Raw genomic sequence first — 20,143 nt, 5'->3', positions numbered from 1 at the left:
AACCCTGGTAAAAAAAGCACAGGTTGGCCTGTTAGTTTTGGCTCAATTTATTTCCAGGAAGTATATACTGCTCATTAAGGAGTTCTCTCTCGTTAATAATTTGTTCAGATCCATTTACGATTGATAAATAAGTTTCCCTTCGCTTGACCAAATCACTTACAAATCTTATCCTTTCTTGAAGCAAGGTAGTATATTCTATTTCTAGTTCTAATAAATTTCTTGTTTCATTAGGAGAGTGAAGGGTAACAGGAATGAAAATGTTATCCCCCTTTCTCCATCCGGCGAGATACATATAATCCCATTCTTCCTCTGCATTCTCTTCTGATCGCCTCATCTTTATCTTTATATCTAATACACAATCTGTAGCCCCGTAGAATTCCAGTTTAATAAATCTGACTTTCAACTTTTCTAAATAATCATTTGGATTATGTTTTATTAAGAGATAGAAATCACGTGGAAGAAGAATCTTATTCTCATCCTCATTCTTATCGCTCAGCAATAATGGCTTGAAATCCATTGTGTAATCGATAAAAACTCTGTTTGATAGCTTTAATGAGTTAATTTCATTGTCGATTCTTTCTTTAACATGTTGAGCTTGAAGATCCATTTGTTTCAATAGATCCCTACTCGAACTATTTGCTTGGATTCTACTAACGATAACAGCAACAGCTGCTCCTATTAGGGCCCCTATATAACTACCAAAAAATCCAATCCAGTCATTGTTTGTTTCTGCATTTCCAAATGTCATCAGGAAGTTAATAATCGGGGGGAAAACAATACATAAAATCCCCCCCCGATAATTACCTTAACTTTTCTGTTCATTAAACCACCTACTAAAATTAATTTACTGTCACTTCCATTTTACCTTTATTCTATTTTTTAAATTTCTTCTCTTTATCCAAATCAATTAGGTGAAATAAAGAATTAAATTATACAATAATGCTTTATAAGAGTAGACGCTCTTATTTGATTGAGAGTTAATTTATAAAGGTCTAAATTAAAATCCTTTGGAGGAGATAAGATTGAATAAAAAACTCCCCTTCTGTATTCGGAATAAAGGTAATAATGTTACATTCTCCATTGCACAGATAGGTATTTCTTTTCCATACCAAATTATGCGGATAGGGTGAGAAGTATCCACCAGAGCCACTAACTCAAGGGTGGATTATTTTTTTAAGATTATTCCTCCCAGAACTTCATTGCCTTTTTATCATTTGTGTAAACCACAATGTCCTTCTCCTTTTCTAGGTGTTTAAACGGTTCACCTTCTCCGTTCATTTTCCGTAGTACATCATTTACTAGATATACGATATAGCAATTCATTTAATTCTTTTTGTTCTTCTGACATTTTCCTTTTTTTCATTATCAGCCAGCCTCCTTTTTATATTTTAATTTCAAGCAAAAAAATAACATCAAGAAGTAAGGTAAAGGGAGTTTACACTAATTCTATTCTTGAATTCATTTCTTTTTCAAGAATCATTATCTGAAATACTATATTCCGATTGGTCGTCGTGTTTGAAAAAACTCCTTATTATGGGATATGAAATTACTTGCAGTTACTTAAAAACAGACTGAAATTCATTATTTTGTATTCATTTAAAACATTGATACATCAACGCTATTCTTGCTATATTTTAGGTAAAATTACAAAAATACAAAAAAAAAAAGAAACAGTAATATACTATAATTTAGCAGCACTAATAATAACAAAAAATCTATATAAATATATAATAACAATTGTAATTTTTGTATTCTTGTATTTATACCTTTAAAAAGTCTACTCTATCAACATTTTAAGGGTTACAAAAGAATACAAGTTATGTATCCTCATGTAACCCTTTTTGTAATTCAAAACTTTTTTGTGCTGAAGTCAAACCCCAACTTTTTGATAATATCTTTATTGATTAATATTCCTTTATGAGCCCTACCTCTTTTATTAATAGTTGTGTAATCGACATCCAAATCCTTATTTTTAAAAGTGACAGTAACATTTCTTTTCAACCAGGCAGATCGAATTTGTTTTGCATTTACCCCTAAACTCTCTTTAATGTAAGCAGGAGTTAAATATAATTCCCCATTGTGATATAGGGCACTTATAGTTTGTGTAGGTTCATATTCTACATATAATCTGCTTCGATTTGAATCAATCTCTTCAAGTAACTGTTCCAGTTCTAATAAAGGTCTATCAACCGCCTTGTTCTCATTTGATATATTGTAGAAAAGTGCCTCAAGAGCGTTTAAATCCACATTCAATCCTTCACGATTAAAAAGGTCATTTAACACCTTTCCAGTAAACACTATAAAAGAGTAATGAAGAGAAATTCTTCTCGCAACATCATTCTTAACTGATTTTTCCAAATACATTTTTCTGTACTCTTCAAATTCCCGCGAATAAATATTTCGTTTATCCTTCCAACGATTTAAGAACTCAATTCCAATCGCACCATGATTGTCGGTAAATGAGGTGTAAAGTTTTCCTGAAAAGCTTTCGTCCTCACCTTCGAACGAGAAATCAGTAATAGGAATTACTCTTGCTGCTACACCTTGAGCTTCTGCATAGGCCAAGATTTCATTTTCACCGGATGTTAACATAATCGATCTCCATGATGCGGTGTGTTGGCTGCCTGTGATACTTCCCCTTAGCTTTCCTATGTTATTCACAAATTGATAGATCATCGTTTGAATCATTTTGGTGTCATTTACTCCATTTGAATCATCAAGTATCTGAGGATAAGAATTCAGGAATGCGGATCTTCTTTCAACCGCCACTTTGGTTACGTTAAAAGATCCAATATACTCTTTAGGGTTCCCCCACACTGATGAACAGAGTAGAAGCAAACCACTTTTGCCACTACTGGATTCTCCTGATACATCAACAACTATGGGCTTCATATCAAACTCATGTAAAATAACCGAAGCAAAAGATGCTAGTAAAGGGAAAACAGCCTTTGGATGATCCTTCACTAAGTTAAAAACATTTTTAATCCAACTTTCAACAGTTCCTTTTACTCGAAAGGACTCTAGTATTTGTTGTTCCCCCCCATCGCTCGGAACTATATGTATGTCTTTAGTTGAAATTGGATGTATGAAGTTTCCCTTTACATCCCCCAGCCGATTTACCATTTTGACTGTCGGTATTTCGTTTAGTCCTATGAACAAATCAAAGTATTCAATTAGGTGTTTAGAGTTTGAATCATTGCAACTTAACCCTTTATCTGCAAGTGCCAATAATTCACGCCTTGAGGCTAGCATACCCGCAGGAACAGTTTCCTTATAGTCCTTTCCTTTGTTACGCCAACTAATTTCATAATATATCTCGCTTTTTTCAATATGTTCCAAGTATTTAGTTATGAATGGAACATTCCTGCTCACAAAGACTTCAATGTCTTGAAATTCTCCGTAGACCTTTTTCACTTCTATTCTATAAAGTGAATCATGCTTAATTCGATATGGCTCAGGTATAACAAATCCCGATACTTTATCAAAGTCATTGTTGCTTGATTCTGATTGTACCAACTGCTTTTTTCTTGTAGTAGACTCAAGTTTTCCAATACTAGCAATAGAGGCCTTTACATCATTTATAGTGTAGCTAGCGTCTTTATCAATACAGAAATACTGGTAGATTAATAGCATGCTTTTCTCAACTTGCTCCATCGGTACTCCCGTTGATTTCAACCTTCTTCCAAAATCATAGAGTGATTGATTACGTGATCCATTTTGCATAGGAATTGAAAACTCATAACCTTTTGTCTTTTCAGCATTCCAAACTGGTCTTAAGAACCAAGGCAGTTCATTGGGGTGATCCGTTATTTGGGATATGAACCTACCTTCTGTGTTATAAGTCGGAAACACTATTAAACTATTAGTTGTGCCAACCCGAGTGTCTACTACAATCCCTATGGACGAAAAGAAATGACTAATCATTTTCACTTGAACGTTCTCATTAGAAGTTGCCTTAAAAATAAATTGAAAGCCCCTTGGTGTTTTGATTAGATGATGATGGACTTTTTCTCCTCTGAGCAACTCTACAAGATAAGAAGCATGCTCTAGAATATCTACATCGATTACAATAAAGCCTCTTGGGATTAATGCTCCAATCCATCCACCCTTTGATAGATGTTTTTGTATTTCTTCTTCAGTTAAACTTTCTTTATTTTTATATGACTCAAACGGTCTTTTAGCTGCACTATAGTTGCTATTCCCATTTAAATAACCTAGACATTTAATAATTTTCGCTCCTGGGAGAACTTTTTCTACACTTTGAGTGACTGATTTCCGATTAGCCATAGCACTTCCCCCTTTTATTTTTGCATTTGCTTATTCCTTAATTCGAATATAAAATAACAGTGTAATGTTTTTTTGGTGCCTATTAACTCACGCCTATGAGTTAGTAGGTTTTTTTGTTCTTCCATCACAAACACAACCATCCACAAATTATAGCTTCCGTTTATACTTCAAAATATCACCGCCATTGTTACGGACTTCAAGATAATATTTTTCCATAAACTCTTGTACTTCTTTTCTATTAAACAGCCATTTTGAACCTAATCGTACTTTTGGAAATTTCTCATCATATAAAAGATGCGATACGATTGTATTCCATGACATGTTCAAATAAGTTGCCAATTGCTTTGAGTCCATGAAAAACACTTCCATCTCAATCTCCTGTAAATGCTCTTCTACTTTCTGAAGGTAAAGTTCTTTCAATAGTTCCTGATCAATCTCAAAGCTAATCATTTCTTTTCCCCCTGTCCATTTTGATTACAATCGAAATTAATGTGGTTGCAATTGTTTACAACCACAGTGTAAATCATTACCATAAACTTTGCAACCACTTTAACAAAATCGTTCACAATTGTGTTATTATAATGAAAACAGACGTGAAAGTAGGTGTGAAAAATGAAAAAGGTTAGTGCCTTTGGAGAGGAAATAAAGCGTATTAGAAAATCGAGAGGCTTGTCTATAAGGGTTTTAAGTGAGAAATCTGGAGTTTCTCATTCTTATATCTCTCAAATTGAAAATGGAAACAGAGATACACCACAACCAGAATTAATCAAAAAAATAGCAACCGGATTAGGTGTAGACTACTTCGCATTAATGAGAATTGCCGGTTTCATGACACCAGATCGAAAAGAGTCAGATGACATTTCAGAGCTTTTGATTACTTTACCCATTGAATATAAAAAACAATTTATTGTTGAGAAGAAAGAAAATATTCCATGTCCTGATGATAACGAACCTTATATTAATAAGGCGACCCTTAGATCCGATATAAAGAGATTTCAATCTAAACTTGAGTACATGGTTCATGACAAATTTATATTTCTCCTTGCGTTACATGGTACAGCAGGTGACTTTTTAAAAATATTGAGATTGCATAAGAATAAAGACATCACCGAAATGGCTAAACATTTAAATACAGATAGTAAGACATATAAGTCACTTGAAGAAAACCTCAAAAGTAATTCAGCACTTCTAAAAGAATATGGAGAAAAGCTCGGAGAAATATTAGGTGTTGGAAATTTTGAAGACTGGCTAGAATTAGTAGCTTCAGCATTGATAAAAATTTTGCCTGTATCAACAATCGTCGGTGCTCACACAAAAAGTGATCTCGAAATAATAGAAATCAGTGTACCATCTGTCTATCAAAAAACAGATGAGAATGGAATCGGCTATTATATTACCTATACCGAGGAAGAATTAAAAAGAAATTTATTTAACCTTGATAATATACTCAACCAAGAAGTACACGATGTTTTATATAAAGGTAAAGTGTTATCAGAATCTGAAATAGAAAAAGTAAAGACGATGCTGAAATTGTTATTGGAAGATGACTAATTAAAGGAGGCACATAATGGCTTACTTCCGTAAACGGGGGGATAAGTGGAGTTACACCGTCAACCTAGGCATAGACACTATTACAAAAAAACGAAAACAGATTACAAAATCAGGATTTTCTTCAAAAACAGCCGCTAAAGATGCAGCTAAAGAAATGGAATTCAAAATTTCTAGAGGAGAATTTGTACAAGATTCTAATATGAACTTTCATACGTTAGCAGAAAAGTGGCTTGAAAGTTATTCAACACAAGCTAAAGTAAGTAGTGTACGTGCTAGAACGAAAGAATCTAACGTATTACTTAAACAGTGGACAAACACACCAATAAAAAGTATTAGTAAGTCTGTTTATAGAGAATATTTAAATGAGCTGAGCAAAATGTATTCACAGAACTATATGGATGGGATACATACAACAGGCAGAATGATCTTCAAATTTGCCGTTGAGTCTGAATGGTTACAACAGAACCCGACAGAAAACTATAGCCTTCCTAAACAACAAGCTACTATTGAAGAAGTTGAAAAGGAGAATCTCAGAAAGAAATTCCTAGAAAAAAACGAACTTATAGGATTCTTATCCCTTGCTCGTACTGAAGGACTTAGTAATGATTATACGCTGTTTTCGCTATTAGCCTATTCAGGCATTCGGATCGGTGAATCGTTAGCTCTCAAGTGGCCTGATATCAATTTTAGGAGTGGATCTATAAGAATTTCCAAGACTTTATATAATCCCACGAACAACAAGGTGAATTACACATTGCTTACACCAAAAACAAAAGGATCTATACGTACGATTAAAATGGACAATCAGGTCATGAAGTTGCTAAAAAAGCATCTACTACAGCAAAATAAAATGAAAATTCAAAACAGGCATCATTATATGGATGAAAACTTTGTCTTCACTTCACCAGAGGGATATCCATTGGTGCAAAAACTGCCTGCAATACGATTACAACGTCTTCTTAAGAAGTTACCGCATATCAACAAGGAAATAACGTTGCATTCATTCAGGCATACGCATACATCCTTACTGATCGAAGCAGGGGTGGGGTTGAAAGAAATTCAACAACGATTAGGACATACAGATATTCAAACAACGATGAATATCTATGCTCATATGACTGACAACATGGAAGAAAAGGCCTCCCATCAGTTCAGTAAACTGATGGAAGACCTTCAACTTTAAAAGATATTTACATGTTAGGTGAGCAAATAGGTGAGCATTTTTTTCTAAATACTCTTTAAACCCCTATATTTCAAGGGATTTAAAACCCTATTACATCATGCCGCCCATGCCGCCCATGCCGCCCATGTCAGGCATGCCCATGCCGCCAGCGCCTGCAGGTTCTGGTTTGTCAGCAACGACAGCTTCTGTAGTTAAGAACATGGCTGCTACAGAACCAGCGTTTTGTAGAGCTGAACGAGTTACTTTAGTAGGATCGACGATACCTGATTCGATCATGTTCACCCATTGTCCAGTAGCTGCGTTGAAGCCAGTGCCTACTGCTTCGCCTTTAAGGCGCTCTACGATTACAGAGCCTTCAAGTCCAGCATTGTGAGCGATTTGACGAACAGGCTCTTCGATGGCACGAAGAACGATTTTCACGCCTGTTGCTACGTCGCCTTCCGCTTGGATTTCAGCGATTTTATTGTATACGTTTAGAAGTGCTGTACCACCACCAGCTACGATACCTTCTTCAACAGCGGCACGAGTGGAGTTCAATGCATCTTCAATACGAAGTTTACGTTCTTTCAATTCTGTTTCAGTAGCTGCACCGACTTTGATTACCGCTACGCCACCAGCTAATTTAGCAAGGCGTTCTTGTAATTTTTCACGGTCGAATTCAGAAGTTGTTTCTTCTAATTGAACACGGATTTGGTTTACACGAGCTTGGATTTGAGCTGTATCTCCAGATCCTTCAACGATCGTTGTATTTTCTTTTGTAACAACCACTTTAGACGCACGGCCTAATGAATCGATTGTTGCAGATTTAAGATCAAGTCCGATTTCTTCAGTGATTACTTCGCCGCCTGTAAGAGCTGCGATGTCTTCAAGCATTGCTTTACGACGGTCACCGAATCCAGGAGCTTTAACCGCAACAGCGTTGAATGTTCCACGAAGTTTGTTCACAACAAGAGTTGCAAGTGCTTCGCCTTCTACATCTTCAGCAATCAATAATAGCGGTTTTCCTTGTTGTACAACTTGCTCAAGTACAGGAAGGATTTCTTGGATATTCGTGATTTTTTTATCAGTGATCAAGATATATGGATTCTCAAGGACAGCTTCCATTTTATCTGAATCAGTAACCATGTATGGAGATGCATATCCGCGATCGAATTGCATACCTTCTACTACGTCCAACTCAGTTGTGAAACCTTTAGACTCTTCGATTGTGATGACGCCGTCGTTACCAACGCGCTCCATTGCTTCCGCAATCAGTTGGCCCACTTCTTCATCAGCTGAAGAGATGGCAGCAACTTGTGCGATTGATTCTTTGTTTTCAACAGGTTGGGAAATGGCTTTCAATTCTGCAATTGCAGTATTGACCGCTTTCTCGATTCCTTTACGGATACCCATTGGGTTAGCACCAGCTGTTACGTTTTTAAGACCTTCACGGATCATCGCTTGCGCAAGAACCGTTGCAGTAGTTGTACCGTCACCAGCTACGTCGTTTGTTTTGCTTGCTACTTCAGCAACCAATTTCGCACCCATGTTTTCGAATGCATCTTCCAATTCGATTTCTTTAGCGATCGTCACACCGTCATTTGTGATAAGCGGCGAACCGAATTTTTTCTCAAGAACCACGTTACGACCTTTTGGTCCAAGCGTTACTTTAACTGCATCTGCAAGTGCGTCCACACCGCGAAGCATGGAGCGGCGAGCTTCTTCACTAAATTTAATTTCTTTAGCCATTTATAAGTACCTCCCTAAAATTTAAGAAAATTTTCGTTCAGTTAAGTATGATGTATAATTAGCCGATAACAGCTAGAATGTCGCTTTCACGTAAAATTAAGTATTCAGTGTCTTCGTATTTAACTTCAGTACCTGCATATTTTGAGAAGATAATTAGATCGCCTTGGGCAACCTCTAAAGCAACACGTTCGCCATTTTCAAGGACACGGCCAGTACCAACTGCTACTACCTTACCTTCTTGTGGCTTTTCTTTAGCAGTATCAGGAAGAACAATACCGCTTGCAGTTTTTTCTTCAGTTTGAACTAGTTCAATAATAACGCGATCACCTAATGGTTTTAACAAGTGAAACAACCTCCTCATATTCTCTTGATAATTTGTTTCATGATTATTAGCACTCTTCATCATCGAGTGCTAACACATTTATAATATTAAATAAACCGAGCCTTTTTTGCAAGTATCTTATTGAAAATTTTTTATTAATTTCTGATAAATTACGGGTAAACTACTTTAGCATAATGATTTCCTAAACATAGTCATTGAAATGTCATGTTAGGGGTACCTTTAAGTGGTGTTCTTCCCCAATTTTTGATACCATTTTGTAGTATGCGTTTATAGATTGTCCCCATGTCAGTAACGTTCCAAGCGGATGGGTGACTATAAAAGGAGTTTTCATTTTTGAAAAAAGAATATTGGTTCGTCATCATCACTTATATTGCCATGCAATTATCCAGTATTGTCGGGGTACCCATTTTCATGCTGATCGGGTCTTATACCGGAATGCCGGCTGATGAACTCGAAGTGAAATCTGCAGCATACTGGATAGTTTTCAGTTTTCTCGCTGCTTTATTCTTGATTCTTTTTTTAATGAGAAAAGATATGAGGGAAAAGTTGGACACGAGAAACCAAACTTCCGTATCCATGTCCATATTATGGGCAATTGCAGGAGTGTTCATGGCTCTTTTTGCGCAAAGCATTGCCGGAAGCATTGAACAAATGCTTGGGGTGGAGTCTGAATCTGAAAATACGCAGCAACTCATTTCACTCATTTACAAAGTCCCCATGGTCATTTTCGTCACTTCAGTAATTGGACCTATATTGGAAGAATTAATTTTCCGTAAAATCATTTTCGGATCACTTCATAAACGCTTTAACTTCTTTATTTCAGCTTTAATCAGCTCAGTTATTTTCGGCTTGGCGCATGGTGAATTTGAACATCTTCTTTTATATACGGCAATGGGCTTCACTTTTGCTTTCCTTTATGCGAAAACAGGCCGCATTCTCGTATCCATGAGCGCTCATATTGCGATGAACACGCTTGTTATCATCCTTCAAGTGGTATATCGGGAGGATATTGAGAAGATGCTAGATACTGCACAGGCCTTCATCGGAGGTTTATTATGAAACGGCAATCACCATTATTCATGGGCATCATTTATGCAGGCTTAGGAGCTCTTTTTACCGCTATCGCAATTCAAACCGTCAATTCTTCAGGATGGGGACTCTTTGCCTACATACTTGTCCTTATTGCGACTCTTGATTTTGGATCGGGATTGCGCATGATCATGCTGCACTTTAAGATTAAAGCCGCACAAAAAAATAAGAAAAAATAAAAAAACGCTGCATAGCTGCAGCGTTTTTTCATTCCTCCAAAGCGGCTTCTTCCACTACCGGATAATGTTTCAGGAAGTAGATGAGCGACTGAAGTTCCACGGCCAGGTCAATGTGGTGGACCCTTATGGATGGCGGCACGGTCAGCCGTGCAGGAGTGAAATTCAATATTCCTTTTATGTCAGCTTTGACTAGACGATCGGTTATCGTCTGGGCTACCTGTGCAGGCACTGTCAATATAGCCGCAGTAATATTATTTTCCTGCAATAGTGTATCGATTTGATCCATATGGTAGATGGGCACATCAGCTATTCGCTTGCCGACCTTTTCTTCAGAAACTTCGAAAGCCATTTCAATTTTTGTATTATTATTTTTCATGAAATTGTAATTTAAAAAAGCGGTTCCTAAATTCCCCACTCCAATTAAAGCGACTTTGGTCAATTCGTCTTGATCTAGTGTTTTCCTGAAGAAGGATAATAAATAATTGACATTGTAGCCGTAGCCTTTTTTCCCAAGCGCGCCAAAGTAGGAAAAATCACGGCGAATGGTAGCAGAATCCACTTTTACGGCTTCACTTAGCTCAGCCGAGGAAACTCTTTGTTTGCCTGAGGAATGTAAGTTCTTTAAAAATCGATAATACAATGGCAACCTTTTGGCTGTTGCCTGCGGTATCTTTGGGTCATGGTTCATTGTTCTTCCCCGCCTTCACACATGCTTTTCAACTTAATCTCTATCTGTTCGTTTTACTTGCCTTTTATAATCGCTACTAGACACTCCGCCTGTTTTCTCCACTAAGAATGTAGGCCCGATCACCATTCCCTTATCAATGGCCTTACACATGTCATAAACAGTCAAGGCAGTCACGGATGCAGCTGTTAACGCTTCCATTTCCACACCTGTACTCCCTTTTGTCTTAGCTTCCGTTTCAATCCTAAGCCTATATCCTTGTTCTTCTTTTTCCCAATCAAAGGCTATATTGACCCCTTGCAGAGCAATGGGATGGCACATCGGAATTATATTGGATGTATTTTTGCTGGCCATGATTCCTGCAACTTGTGCAACAGCCAGTACATCACCTTTTTTCATTTTATGGTTCGTGACCAATTCATATATTTCATCATTCAATAAAATGCTCGACTGAGCCACTGCCGTCCGGGTTGTTTCAGGCTTAGCACTCACATCGACCATTTTGGCCCTGCCCTGTTCATTAAAATGCGTTAAGTCTCCCATTTAAGTAACCCCTCCTAAATCATACACTATTATTCCACTTTATGTAACAGCTTTTCTTTCAGCTTGGAACCAAGCTGTTGCCGATAATAACTAAAATACGTTAAACTAACAGTAATCAATTGAGGTGAAATCTATGATTTTATTACAAATCAATCAACTATCGAAATATTATGGAGCTGAACTTATTTTATCAAATATGAAGCTCGAAGTTCAAAATAAAGATCGAATTGCCCTTGTCGGCCGAAATGGCGCCGGCAAATCCACTCTGCTAAAAATCATAGCCGGGCAGCTTTCCCATGATGGCGGTGAAATAATCAAACCAAAAGGCGTCACCATCGGCTATATGGCCCAGGATACTGGATTGGAATCCGAATTGACCATTTGGGATGAAATGCTTACTGTATTCACTGATCTTATAGAGCAGGAAAAGGAACTGCGTCGCCTTGAGGCTGATATGGCCAGACCTGACATCTTTGAAAACGAAACGGTTTACCAAAAAGTGCTGAATGAATACGACACTTTGATGGTGGCATTCAAAGAGAAGGGCGGTTATCAATATGAAGCGGATATCCGTTCCGTATTGCATGGTCTTCAGTTTGCCGACTTTGACTATTCTACCCCAATTTCCACTTTAAGCGGCGGGCAAAAAACAAGGCTTGCATTAGGTAAGCTGCTTTTAAGGAAACCGGATATATTGATTCTGGATGAGCCGACGAACCATTTGGATATCGAAACCCTCTCTTGGCTTGAACAATATTTACAAGGCTACCAGGGAGCTGTCCTCATTGTTTCCCATGACCGCTATTTTTTAGATAAAGTAGTAAACCTGGTTTATGAGATTTCCCGGAATAACATGAAAAAATACCATGGTAATTATAGTTCTTACCTAGAGGGAAAAGCGGAAGATTATGAGCGGGACATGAAACTGTTCGAGAAACAGCAAGGGGAAATCGAAAAGCTTCGCGATTTTGTCCAACGTAATATCACAAGGGCTTCCACAACGAAAAGAGCACAAAGCAGACGTAAACAGCTCGAAAAGATGGATGTACTGGACAAGCCGCAAGGTGATGAAAAATCGGCGAATTTTTCTTTCCAGATTGAAAGGCAAAGCGGAAATGAAGTACTCCACCTCCAGGACCTGGCTCTCGGATACGAAGGGGAAACGGTATCAAAGAATATTAATTCCCGGATGACAAAAGGAGAGAGCATAGCTCTTGTCGGACCAAATGGAGTTGGAAAATCAACTTTATTGAAAACGATCATTTCCAAGCTGCCTGCCCTTTCTGGGGATTTCCGTTTTGGAACGAACGTAGAAGTCAGCTACTACGATCAAGAGCAGGCTAACCTTGTTTCCAATAAACGCGTACTCAATGAATTATGGGACGACTATCCCCTTAAACCGGAAAAGGACATTCGCACCGTACTAGGTAATTTCCTATTTAGCGGGGACGATGTTTTGAAAACCGTTTCCACACTAAGCGGGGGCGAAAAGGCTCGGCTTGCTCTAGCCAAAATGATGATGCAAAAAGGGAATTTTTTAATTCTTGATGAACCAACGAACCATTTGGACCTCGATAGTAAATTGGTGCTTGAAAATGCATTAATTGATTATCCGGGAACTATTCTATTCGTCTCACATGACCGTTATTTCATAAACCGGATAGCAACGAAAGTGATAGAGCTCTCCAAAGACGGCAACGAAGAATTCCTCGGTGATTATGATTACTATCTAGAGAAGAAACAGGAGCAAGCGGAAATCCAAGCACTTGAACAGCAGGATCAGGCTAAAACTTTAGATGCGGCTGTAGAAAAAACAAATTACAAAATTGATAAAGAAGCAAAAAAAGCTGAACGCCAGCGAAAACGGCGCATTGAGGAAATCGAGACAGCCATGGAGCTTCTTGAAACCGAAATAAACGAATATAATGACCTCCTATGTGATCCAAATGTTTTTCAGGACCACGAAAAAGTATTGGAAGTCCAAACAAAACTTGATCATGCACAAGAAAGTTTGGATCAGCTTCTCGAAGAATGGGCTGAACTGGAAGAGTGATAAAAGACCGAGTCAATTGACTCGGTCTTTTTCTTTTCCAACCAAAGTGTCGCTTGAAAGTTATCCACAAACTTGTTAACAAACCACTTACCGCTTATTAGCCATTAATTTGAGTTATACACATTATCCACAGAAACATATCCACTTATCCACAAAAACACCCCTTTATACACATGCAGGATGATTATCAAAAAAACTTTATCCACAGAATATTCTATTATTTTATTAACACGATAAAAAGACAGGATGCCAAAGTGAGCGATCCTGTCTTCTCGTCCATTAAAATGCTTCTATATCCAATCCAGGATTTCCGTTCAAATCCAAACCGGATCTCTTTCCCTTTTCAAACATGACACTGCCAGCAGCACCAATCATGGCAGCATTGTCTGTACAAAGATAGAGGGGCGGAATGGATATATCCATAGGTAAATCCTTAAAAGCTTCCGTTAATGCTTCCCTAAGGCCTTTATTTGCCGCAACTCCTCCAGCAAGCAATACCTGTTTCACATTATATTCCTTTGCAGCCTTCACAGCTTTCATTACAAGCACTTCTATCACGCTTGCTTGGAAACTTGCCGCTAAATCTTTAGGTTCAATTTTTTCCCCGCGCTGTTCTGCATTATGCAAAGTGTTGATTACCGCTGATTTCAACCCGCTGAAAGAAAAGTCATAGCTGCCATCCAACCATGCCCTAGGCAGTTTCAAGGTTGGTGAGCCTTCTTGCGCAAGCCTATCGATATGAGGCCCGCCAGGATAAGGGAGCCCCAAGGTTCGAGCCACTTTATCATACGCCTCTCCTGCTGCATCATCCCGCGTCTCCCCGATCACCTTGAAAGAACCCGGTTCTTCTAAAAGCACCAATTCCGTATGACCTCCCGAAACGACTAAAGAAAGCGCAGGATACTCAATCTCCTGAATAAGCCGATTTGCATAGATATGACCAGCGATATGATGCGTACCGACAATCGGGATTCCATGTGCGAAAGCTACAGCCTTCGCCGCATTCACACCTATTAATAGAGCCCCTACAAGGCCGGGACCTTCAGTAACGGCAATGGCATCCAAGTCTTCATATGTCACACCCGCTTGCAGCAGCGCTTCTTCAAGAACAATCGTAATTTGTTCTACATGATGACGGGAAGCTATTTCCGGGACGACACCGCCAAAACGTTTATGGCTTTCTATTTGTGAAGCCACGACATTACTCAGTATCTCCGTTCCATTTTTTATGACGGCTGCCGCAGTTTCATCACAGCTTGTTTCAATTCCTAATATAATTTGATTTTTTTTCATGAAAAATTCACCCACATAACATAAGCATCCTCTTGATTGTCTGTATAATAATTCTTTCGGATTCCGCCCTTTTGGAAACCAAGTTTTTCATAAAGCGAAATGGCTACGGCATTACTGACACGGACCTCAAGTGTCATCCTCACCACACCCATTGAAATGGAGATTTCAATCATCTTCCTGAGCAAAGCTTTTCCAAGCTTTTGCCCTCGGTATTCTGGTAATATCGCAATATTGGTTATGTGCGATTCATCAATGACGATCCAGGCACCGCAATAACCGGCAATTTTCCCTTCATCCTCTATCACCATGTATACAGCATATTGATTATGATTCAATTCATTAAAAAAAGCTTCCCGGCTCCAAGGCAAAGTAAAAGACTGCTTTTCCACATTAAGCACTTGGTCGATATCTGCCGTATTCATCTTTCGGAACGTCAATGTTTTACTCATAATAATCGGTCGCTTTCCTTGTTTATTTCCCCTGCTGTTCAAGCCACTTAGCTTCTGCTTCAGCCATGCGGATATAATTCGGTACAAACTGGTGAACATCCACTTCAGTCTTATCAAGACCAATGAAGGCCAGTTCGCTTGGCCTTGAATTATATGACTGTACTGGAGCAAATACCGCTAATTCGCCTAATGCATCGGTAATTGCATCCCGATGGATGTCCACATCTTGACCAACAAATAAAACAGGACGATTTAATTCCTTCAATTGATTCGCCCACTCAGAGGATAGAATATTACAATCTTCAATGACTGTCTTTAAAGAATCCTTTTCCATTTCATATAATCCAGTATAAATCTGCCCTCTTCTTGCATCGAACAAGGGAGATATCAACCCGTTAAAATAACGTCCATTAGCTGCTAAAACCTCTAAGCTGGAAACACCTGATAACGGAATCTGAAGCGTCCAGGCCAAGCTTTTCGCTATCGTCACTCCAATCCTGACCCCTGTATAGGAGCCTGGACCTTGAGCGACCACTATCTTAGTCAATTCCTTCGGTTTAGTATCGCAGTCCCTCAACAGTGTTTCAATTGCTGGCATTACCCGCACCGAATGATTTTTCTTTAGGTTCGTCGTATACTCACCAATTACTTGATTCCCGTTTACAAGTGCAATCCCTAATGTGAAATTCGATGTATCTATAGCTAAAACCTTCATCAAATAATCTCCTTACATAACTTTACATATCGTTCGCCTTTGGCTTCCAAAACAATACGCCGGCTTGTATCGCCCAAACGATAGATATAAATGGTCAAGATTTCCTCTGGGAGGTGATCCTTTATTAAATGGGCCCATTCAACGACAGTCACACCATCACCATCAAAATATTCATCAAAGCCTAAATCTTCTTCCGATTCACTTACCCGATAGACATCCATATGATACAAAGGCAAGCGACCCATGTACTCCTTTATTATCGTAAAGGTAGGGCTATTCACCATTCTGGTAACACCCAATCCTTTAGCCAGCCCTTTTGTGAATGCAGTCTTCCCTGCACCCAAGTCACCTTCTAGAGCCAGCACATCTCCACTGGAAAGCTTTTGTGCCAATTTGTGCGCAAATTGCGCTGTTTCTTCCTCATTCTGAGAAATCCATTCAACATGTTGCATATATCAATCACCTTTATCATTATTAGGAAAACGTCCGTCCTATAGTTCATGTCGAGAACCGAACAAAAACCATTCTATATGTAGTTTACCTTGTTTCAAAAGAAGAAACAAATAAGTTAAGGACATATTATTCGAATTTCAGATAAAACAAAAAAACGAAACCTAAGTTTCGTTTTTTTCATGATTGCGGGGACAGGATTTGAACCTGCGACCTTCGGGTTATGAGCCCGACGAGCTACCGGACTGCTCCACCCCGCGACGGTATAAATGTTTCTTTTATAAATATAGTATTCCCGTTTATTCAAAAAGAATACAGCTTGGCGGCGTCCTACTCTCACAGGGGGAAACCCCCAACTACCATTGGCGCTGAAGAGCTTAACTGCCGTGTTCGGAATGGGAACGGGTGTGACCTCTTCGCTATCGCCACCAAACATTTAATCTTTTTAGCACATTTATTATCATAACATGTATGAAGTCAAAATGCAAGAAGAAATTTTCATTCCTTCAAAACTAGATAATAAGAAGAAGGTATTTCATTTTTTTAAAGCGTTGGTTAAGTCCTCGATCTATTAGTATCAGTCAGCTCCACATGTCACCATGCTTCCACCTCTGACCTATCAACCTGATCATCTTTCAGGGATCTTACTAGCTTGCGCCATGGGAAATCTCATCTTGAGGGGGGCTTCATGCTTAGATGCTTTCAGCACTTATCCCGTCCGCACGTAGCTACCCAGCTATGCCTTTGGCAAGACAACTGGTACACCAGCGGTGCGTCCATCCCGGTCCTCTCGTACTAAGGACAGCTCCTCTCAAATTTCCTGCGCCCGCGACGGATAGGGACCGAACTGTCTCACGACGTTCTGAACCCAGCTCGCGTACCGCTTTAATGGGCGAACAGCCCAACCCTTGGGACCGACTACAGCCCCAGGATGCGATGAGCCGACATCGAGGTGCCAAACCTCCCCGTCGATGTGGACTCTTGGGGGAGATAAGCCTGTTATCCCCGGGGTAGCTTTTATCCGTTGAGCGATGGCCCTTCCATGCGGAACCACCGGATCACTAAGCCCGACTTTCGTCCCTGCTCGACTTGTAGGTCTCGCAGTCAAGCTCCCTTGTGCCTTTACACTCTACGAATGATTTCCAACCATTCTGAGGGAACCTTTGGGCGCCTCCGTTACTCTTTAGGAGGCGACCGCCCCAGTCAAACTGCCCACCTGACACTGTCTCCCACCCCGATAAGGGGCGCGGGTTAGAATTTCAATACAGCCAGGGTAGTATCCCACCAACGCCTCCACCGAAGCTGGCGCTCCGGCTTCTCAGGCTCCTACCTATCCTGTACAAGCTGTACCAAAATTCAATATCAGGCTGCAGTAAAGCTCCACGGGGTCTTTCCGTCCTGTCGCGGGTAACCTGCATCTTCACAGGTACTATAATTTCACCGAGTCTCTCGTTGAGACAGTGCCCAGATCGTTACACCTTTCGTGCGGGTCGGAACTTACCCGACAAGGAATTTCGCTACCTTAGGACCGTTATAGTTACGGCCGCCGTTTACTGGGGCTTCGGTTCAAAGCTTCGCTTGCGCTAACCTCTCCCCTTAACCTTCCAGCACCGGGCAGGTGTCAGCCCCTATACTTCGCCTTGCGGCTTCGCAGAGACCTGTGTTTTTGCTAAACAGTCGCCTGGGCCTATTCACTGCGGCTTTTCTGGGCTATTCACCCTAAAAAGCACCCCTTCTCCCGAAGTTACGGGGTCATTTTGCCGAGTTCCTTAACGAGAGTTCTCTCGCACACCTTAGGATTCTCTCCTCGCCTACCTGTGTCGGTTTGCGGTACGGGCACCTTACATCTCACTAGAGGCTTTTCTTGGCAGCGTGGAATCAGGAACTTCGGTACTATATTTCCCTCGCCATCACAGCTCCGCCTTAATGGAAACGGGATTTGCCTCGTTTCCGGCCTAACTGCTTGGACGCGCATATCCAACAGCGCGCTTACCCTATCCTTCTGCGTCCCCCCATCGTTCAAACGATGTATAGGTGGTACAGGAATATCAACCTGTTGTCCATCGCCTACGCCTTTCGGCCTCGGCTTAGGTCCCGACTAACCCTGAGCGGACGAGCCTTCCTCAGGAAACCTTAGGCATTCGGTGGAAGGGATTCTCACCCTTCTTTCGCTACTCATACCGGCATTCTCACTTCTAAGCGCTCCACCAGTCCTTCCGGTCTGACTTCAACGCCCTTAGAACGCTCTCCTACCATCGACACCATACGGTGTCAATCCACAGCTTCGGTGATACGTTTAGCCCCGGTACATTTTCGGCGCGGAGTCACTCGACCAGTGAGCTATTACGCACTCTTTAAATGGTGGCTGCTTCTAAGCCAACATCCTGGTTGTCTAAGCAACTCCACATCCTTTTCCACTTAACGTATACTTTGGGACCTTAGCTGGTGGTCTGGGCTGTTTCCCTTTCGACTACGGATCTTATCACTCGCAGTCTGACTCCCAAGAATAAGTATTTGGCATTCGGAGTTTGACTGAATTCGGTAACCCGTTGGGGGCCCCTAGTCCAATCAGTGCTCTACCTCCAATACTCTCATCTTGAGGCTAGCCCTAAAGCTATTTCGGAGAGAACCAGCTATCTCCAGGTTCGATTGGAATTTCTCCGCTACCCACACCTCATCCCCGCACTTTTCAACGTGCGTGGGTTCGGGCCTCCATTCAGTGTTACCTGAACTTCACCCTGGACATGGGTAGATCACCTGGTTTCGGGTCTACGACCTCATACTCATTCGCCCTATTCAGACTCGCTTTCGCTGCGGCTCCGTCTCATCAACTTAACCTCGCATGAAATCGTAACTCGCCGGTTCATTCTACAAAAGGCACGCCATTACCCATTAACGGGCTTTGACTACTTGTAGGCACACGGTTTCAGGATCTATTTCACTCCCCTTCCGGGGTGCTTTTCACCTTTCCCTCACGGTACTGGTTCACTATCGGTCACTAGGGAGTATTTAGCCTTGGGAGATGGTCCTCCCTGCTTCCGACGGGATTTCTCGTGTCCCGCCGTACTCAGGATCCACTCAGGAGGGAACGAAGTTTCAACTACAGGGTTTTTACCTTCTTCGACGGACCTTTCCAGGTCACTTCATTTACCCCGTTCCTTTGTAACTCCATGTTGAGTGTCCTACAACCCCAAGAGGCAAGCCTCTTGGTTTGGGCTAATTCCGTTTCGCTCGCCGCTACTCAGGAAATCGCGTTTGCTTTCTCTTCCTCCGGGTACTTAGATGTTTCAGTTCCCCGGGTCTGCCTTCAGTACCCTATGTATTCAGGTAAAGATACTGTTCCATTACGAACAGTGGGTTTCCCCATTCGGAAATCTCCGGATCAAAGCTTACTTACAGCTCCCCGAAGCATATCGGTGTTAGTCCCGTCCTTCATCGGCTCCTAGTGCCAAGGCATCCACCGTGCGCCCTTTCTAACTTAACCGTTAAAAAAGATCTTACAGATGCTTTGAAAAAAATTAATTGCCTTCTATCTATTATCTAGTTTTCAAGGAACAAAGCAGAAAGTATCCATCACATCGTGATGACTGTCTTT

Annotated in this window: 16 protein-coding genes, 1 tRNA gene and 2 rRNA genes; 5 read left to right on the top strand and 14 right to left on the bottom strand. The window is 40.5% G+C overall.

Annotated features, from left to right (window positions below; translation table 11 throughout):
* Positions 1-31: 31 nt before the first annotated feature.
* The 3 genes from MKX49_RS27440 to MKX49_RS27430 all read right to left on the bottom strand — a co-directional run bounded on the left by MKX49_RS27440 (position 32) and on the right by MKX49_RS27430 (position 4,737).
* Positions 32-748 carry a hypothetical protein gene (locus tag MKX49_RS27440; RefSeq protein WP_340878350.1) on the bottom strand — a complete coding sequence of 239 codons (717 nt, stop codon included), beginning with the start codon at positions 746-748 and terminating at the stop codon, positions 32-34.
* 1,100 nt (positions 749-1,848) lie between these two features.
* Entirely contained in the window at positions 1,849-4,287 is a 2,439-nt protein-coding gene (locus MKX49_RS27435; RefSeq protein WP_340878349.1) for a DUF927 domain-containing protein, read from the bottom strand.
* A 147-nt stretch (positions 4,288-4,434) separates the two neighbouring features.
* Complete coding sequence (locus MKX49_RS27430) at positions 4,435-4,737, bottom strand: helix-turn-helix domain-containing protein (RefSeq protein ID WP_340878347.1); 303 nt, start codon at positions 4,735-4,737, stop codon at positions 4,435-4,437.
* 162 nt (positions 4,738-4,899) lie between these two features.
* Between MKX49_RS27430 and MKX49_RS27425 the strand changes: the two genes are divergently transcribed.
* Positions 4,900-5,838: a helix-turn-helix domain-containing protein gene (locus tag MKX49_RS27425; RefSeq protein WP_340878346.1), complete on the top strand. Its 939-nt coding sequence runs from the start codon at positions 4,900-4,902 to the stop codon at positions 5,836-5,838.
* A gap of 16 nt (positions 5,839-5,854) precedes the next feature.
* Entirely contained in the window at positions 5,855-7,021 is a 1,167-nt protein-coding gene (locus MKX49_RS27420; RefSeq protein WP_230162267.1) for a site-specific integrase, read from the top strand.
* Positions 7,022-7,111: 90 nt separating this feature from the next.
* Here the strand turns inward: MKX49_RS27420 and groL are convergent, their stop codons facing one another.
* Together groL and groES are read right to left on the bottom strand one after the other, a co-directional pair.
* Positions 7,112-8,749 carry a chaperonin GroEL gene (gene groL, locus MKX49_RS27415; RefSeq protein ID WP_034306335.1) on the bottom strand — a complete coding sequence of 546 codons (1,638 nt, stop codon included), beginning with the start codon at positions 8,747-8,749 and terminating at the stop codon, positions 7,112-7,114.
* A gap of 58 nt (positions 8,750-8,807) precedes the next feature.
* Positions 8,808-9,092, bottom strand: a complete 285-nt coding sequence (gene groES, locus MKX49_RS27410; protein WP_034306337.1) for a co-chaperone GroES — start codon at positions 9,090-9,092, stop codon at positions 8,808-8,810.
* Between the two features lie 333 nt (positions 9,093-9,425).
* On the opposite strand from groES, the gene MKX49_RS27405 reads away from it, so the two are divergent.
* Positions 9,426-10,151, top strand: coding sequence for a CPBP family intramembrane glutamic endopeptidase (locus MKX49_RS27405; RefSeq protein WP_034306339.1), 726 nt, complete (start codon positions 9,426-9,428; stop codon positions 10,149-10,151).
* Entirely contained in the window at positions 10,148-10,360 is a 213-nt protein-coding gene (locus MKX49_RS27400) for a YdiK family protein (RefSeq protein ID WP_034306342.1), read from the top strand. Before MKX49_RS27405 ends, MKX49_RS27400 begins: the two co-directional genes overlap by 4 nt.
* A 28-nt stretch (positions 10,361-10,388) precedes the next feature.
* On the opposite strand, the gene MKX49_RS27395 is transcribed toward MKX49_RS27400, so the two are convergent.
* Complete coding sequence (locus MKX49_RS27395) at positions 10,389-11,048, bottom strand: redox-sensing transcriptional repressor Rex (protein WP_034306345.1); 660 nt, start codon at positions 11,046-11,048, stop codon at positions 10,389-10,391.
* A 33-nt stretch (positions 11,049-11,081) separates the two neighbouring features.
* On the bottom strand, positions 11,082-11,588 hold the full coding sequence (moaC, locus tag MKX49_RS27390) for a cyclic pyranopterin monophosphate synthase MoaC (protein WP_034306347.1): 507 nt from the start codon (positions 11,586-11,588) through the stop codon (positions 11,082-11,084).
* Positions 11,589-11,721: 133 nt separating this feature from the next.
* On the opposite strand from moaC, the gene MKX49_RS27385 reads away from it, so the two are divergent.
* Entirely contained in the window at positions 11,722-13,641 is a 1,920-nt protein-coding gene (locus MKX49_RS27385; RefSeq protein ID WP_340878345.1) for an ABC transporter ATP-binding protein, read from the top strand.
* A 279-nt stretch (positions 13,642-13,920) separates the two neighbouring features.
* On the opposite strand, the gene tsaD is transcribed toward MKX49_RS27385, so the two are convergent.
* The 7 genes from tsaD to MKX49_RS27350 all read right to left on the bottom strand — a co-directional run bounded on the left by tsaD (position 13,921) and on the right by MKX49_RS27350 (position 20,032).
* On the bottom strand, positions 13,921-14,934 hold the full coding sequence (gene tsaD, locus MKX49_RS27380) for a tRNA (adenosine(37)-N6)-threonylcarbamoyltransferase complex transferase subunit TsaD (protein ID WP_063596068.1): 1,014 nt from the start codon (positions 14,932-14,934) through the stop codon (positions 13,921-13,923).
* Complete coding sequence (rimI, locus tag MKX49_RS27375; protein ID WP_340878343.1) at positions 14,931-15,383, bottom strand: ribosomal protein S18-alanine N-acetyltransferase; 453 nt, start codon at positions 15,381-15,383, stop codon at positions 14,931-14,933. Before rimI ends, tsaD begins: the two co-directional genes overlap by 4 nt.
* A 22-nt stretch (positions 15,384-15,405) precedes the next feature.
* Positions 15,406-16,098: a tRNA (adenosine(37)-N6)-threonylcarbamoyltransferase complex dimerization subunit type 1 TsaB gene (gene tsaB, locus MKX49_RS27370; protein WP_340878342.1), complete on the bottom strand. Its 693-nt coding sequence runs from the start codon at positions 16,096-16,098 to the stop codon at positions 15,406-15,408.
* Positions 16,098-16,550: a tRNA (adenosine(37)-N6)-threonylcarbamoyltransferase complex ATPase subunit type 1 TsaE gene (gene tsaE, locus MKX49_RS27365; RefSeq protein WP_034306358.1), complete on the bottom strand. Its 453-nt coding sequence runs from the start codon at positions 16,548-16,550 to the stop codon at positions 16,098-16,100. Before tsaE ends, tsaB begins: the two co-directional genes overlap by 1 nt.
* 184 nt (positions 16,551-16,734) lie before the next feature.
* Positions 16,735-16,808, bottom strand: a tRNA-Met gene (locus tag MKX49_RS27360).
* A gap of 57 nt (positions 16,809-16,865) precedes the next feature.
* A 5S ribosomal RNA gene (gene rrf, locus MKX49_RS27355) occupies positions 16,866-16,981 on the bottom strand.
* A gap of 118 nt (positions 16,982-17,099) precedes the next feature.
* Positions 17,100-20,032 (bottom strand): 23S ribosomal RNA (locus tag MKX49_RS27350).
* Between the last annotated feature and the right edge of the window lie 111 nt (positions 20,033-20,143).

It is taken from the genome of Peribacillus sp. FSL M8-0224, assembly GCF_038003055.1.
In the GTDB taxonomy this organism is placed as follows: Bacteria; Bacillota; Bacilli; order Bacillales; family DSM-1321; genus Peribacillus; species Peribacillus frigoritolerans.
The sequence above is the reverse complement of the archived record's forward strand: the minus strand, read 5'-3'. Positions and strand labels throughout refer to the sequence as shown.

Bases quoted from the DNA above. Each gene is read 5' to 3' on its own strand.
- tsaE (WP_034306358.1), bottom strand. From the start codon at position 16,550: ATGCAACATGTTGAATGGATTTCTCAGAATGAGGAAGAAACAGCGCAA.
- rimI (WP_340878343.1), bottom strand. From the start codon at position 15,383: ATGAGTAAAACATTGACGTTCCGAAAGATGAATACGGCAGATATCGAC.
- tsaD (WP_063596068.1), bottom strand. From the start codon at position 14,934: ATGAAAAAAAATCAAATTATATTAGGAATTGAAACAAGCTGTGATGAA.
- MKX49_RS27430 (WP_340878347.1), bottom strand. From the start codon at position 4,737: ATGATTAGCTTTGAGATTGATCAGGAACTATTGAAAGAACTTTACCTT.
- MKX49_RS27395 (WP_034306345.1), bottom strand. From the start codon at position 11,048: ATGAACCATGACCCAAAGATACCGCAGGCAACAGCCAAAAGGTTGCCA.
- tsaB (WP_340878342.1), bottom strand. From the start codon at position 16,098: ATGAAGGTTTTAGCTATAGATACATCGAATTTCACATTAGGGATTGCA.
- MKX49_RS27385 (WP_340878345.1), top strand. From the start codon at position 11,722: ATGATTTTATTACAAATCAATCAACTATCGAAATATTATGGAGCTGAA.
- MKX49_RS27435 (WP_340878349.1), bottom strand. From the start codon at position 4,287: ATGGCTAATCGGAAATCAGTCACTCAAAGTGTAGAAAAAGTTCTCCCA.
- MKX49_RS27440 (WP_340878350.1), bottom strand. From the start codon at position 748: ATGACATTTGGAAATGCAGAAACAAACAATGACTGGATTGGATTTTTT.
- moaC (WP_034306347.1), bottom strand. From the start codon at position 11,588: ATGGGAGACTTAACGCATTTTAATGAACAGGGCAGGGCCAAAATGGTC.
- MKX49_RS27400 (WP_034306342.1), top strand. From the start codon at position 10,148: ATGAAACGGCAATCACCATTATTCATGGGCATCATTTATGCAGGCTTA.
- MKX49_RS27420 (WP_230162267.1), top strand. From the start codon at position 5,855: ATGGCTTACTTCCGTAAACGGGGGGATAAGTGGAGTTACACCGTCAAC.
- groL (WP_034306335.1), bottom strand. From the start codon at position 8,749: ATGGCTAAAGAAATTAAATTTAGTGAAGAAGCTCGCCGCTCCATGCTT.
- MKX49_RS27425 (WP_340878346.1), top strand. From the start codon at position 4,900: ATGAAAAAGGTTAGTGCCTTTGGAGAGGAAATAAAGCGTATTAGAAAA.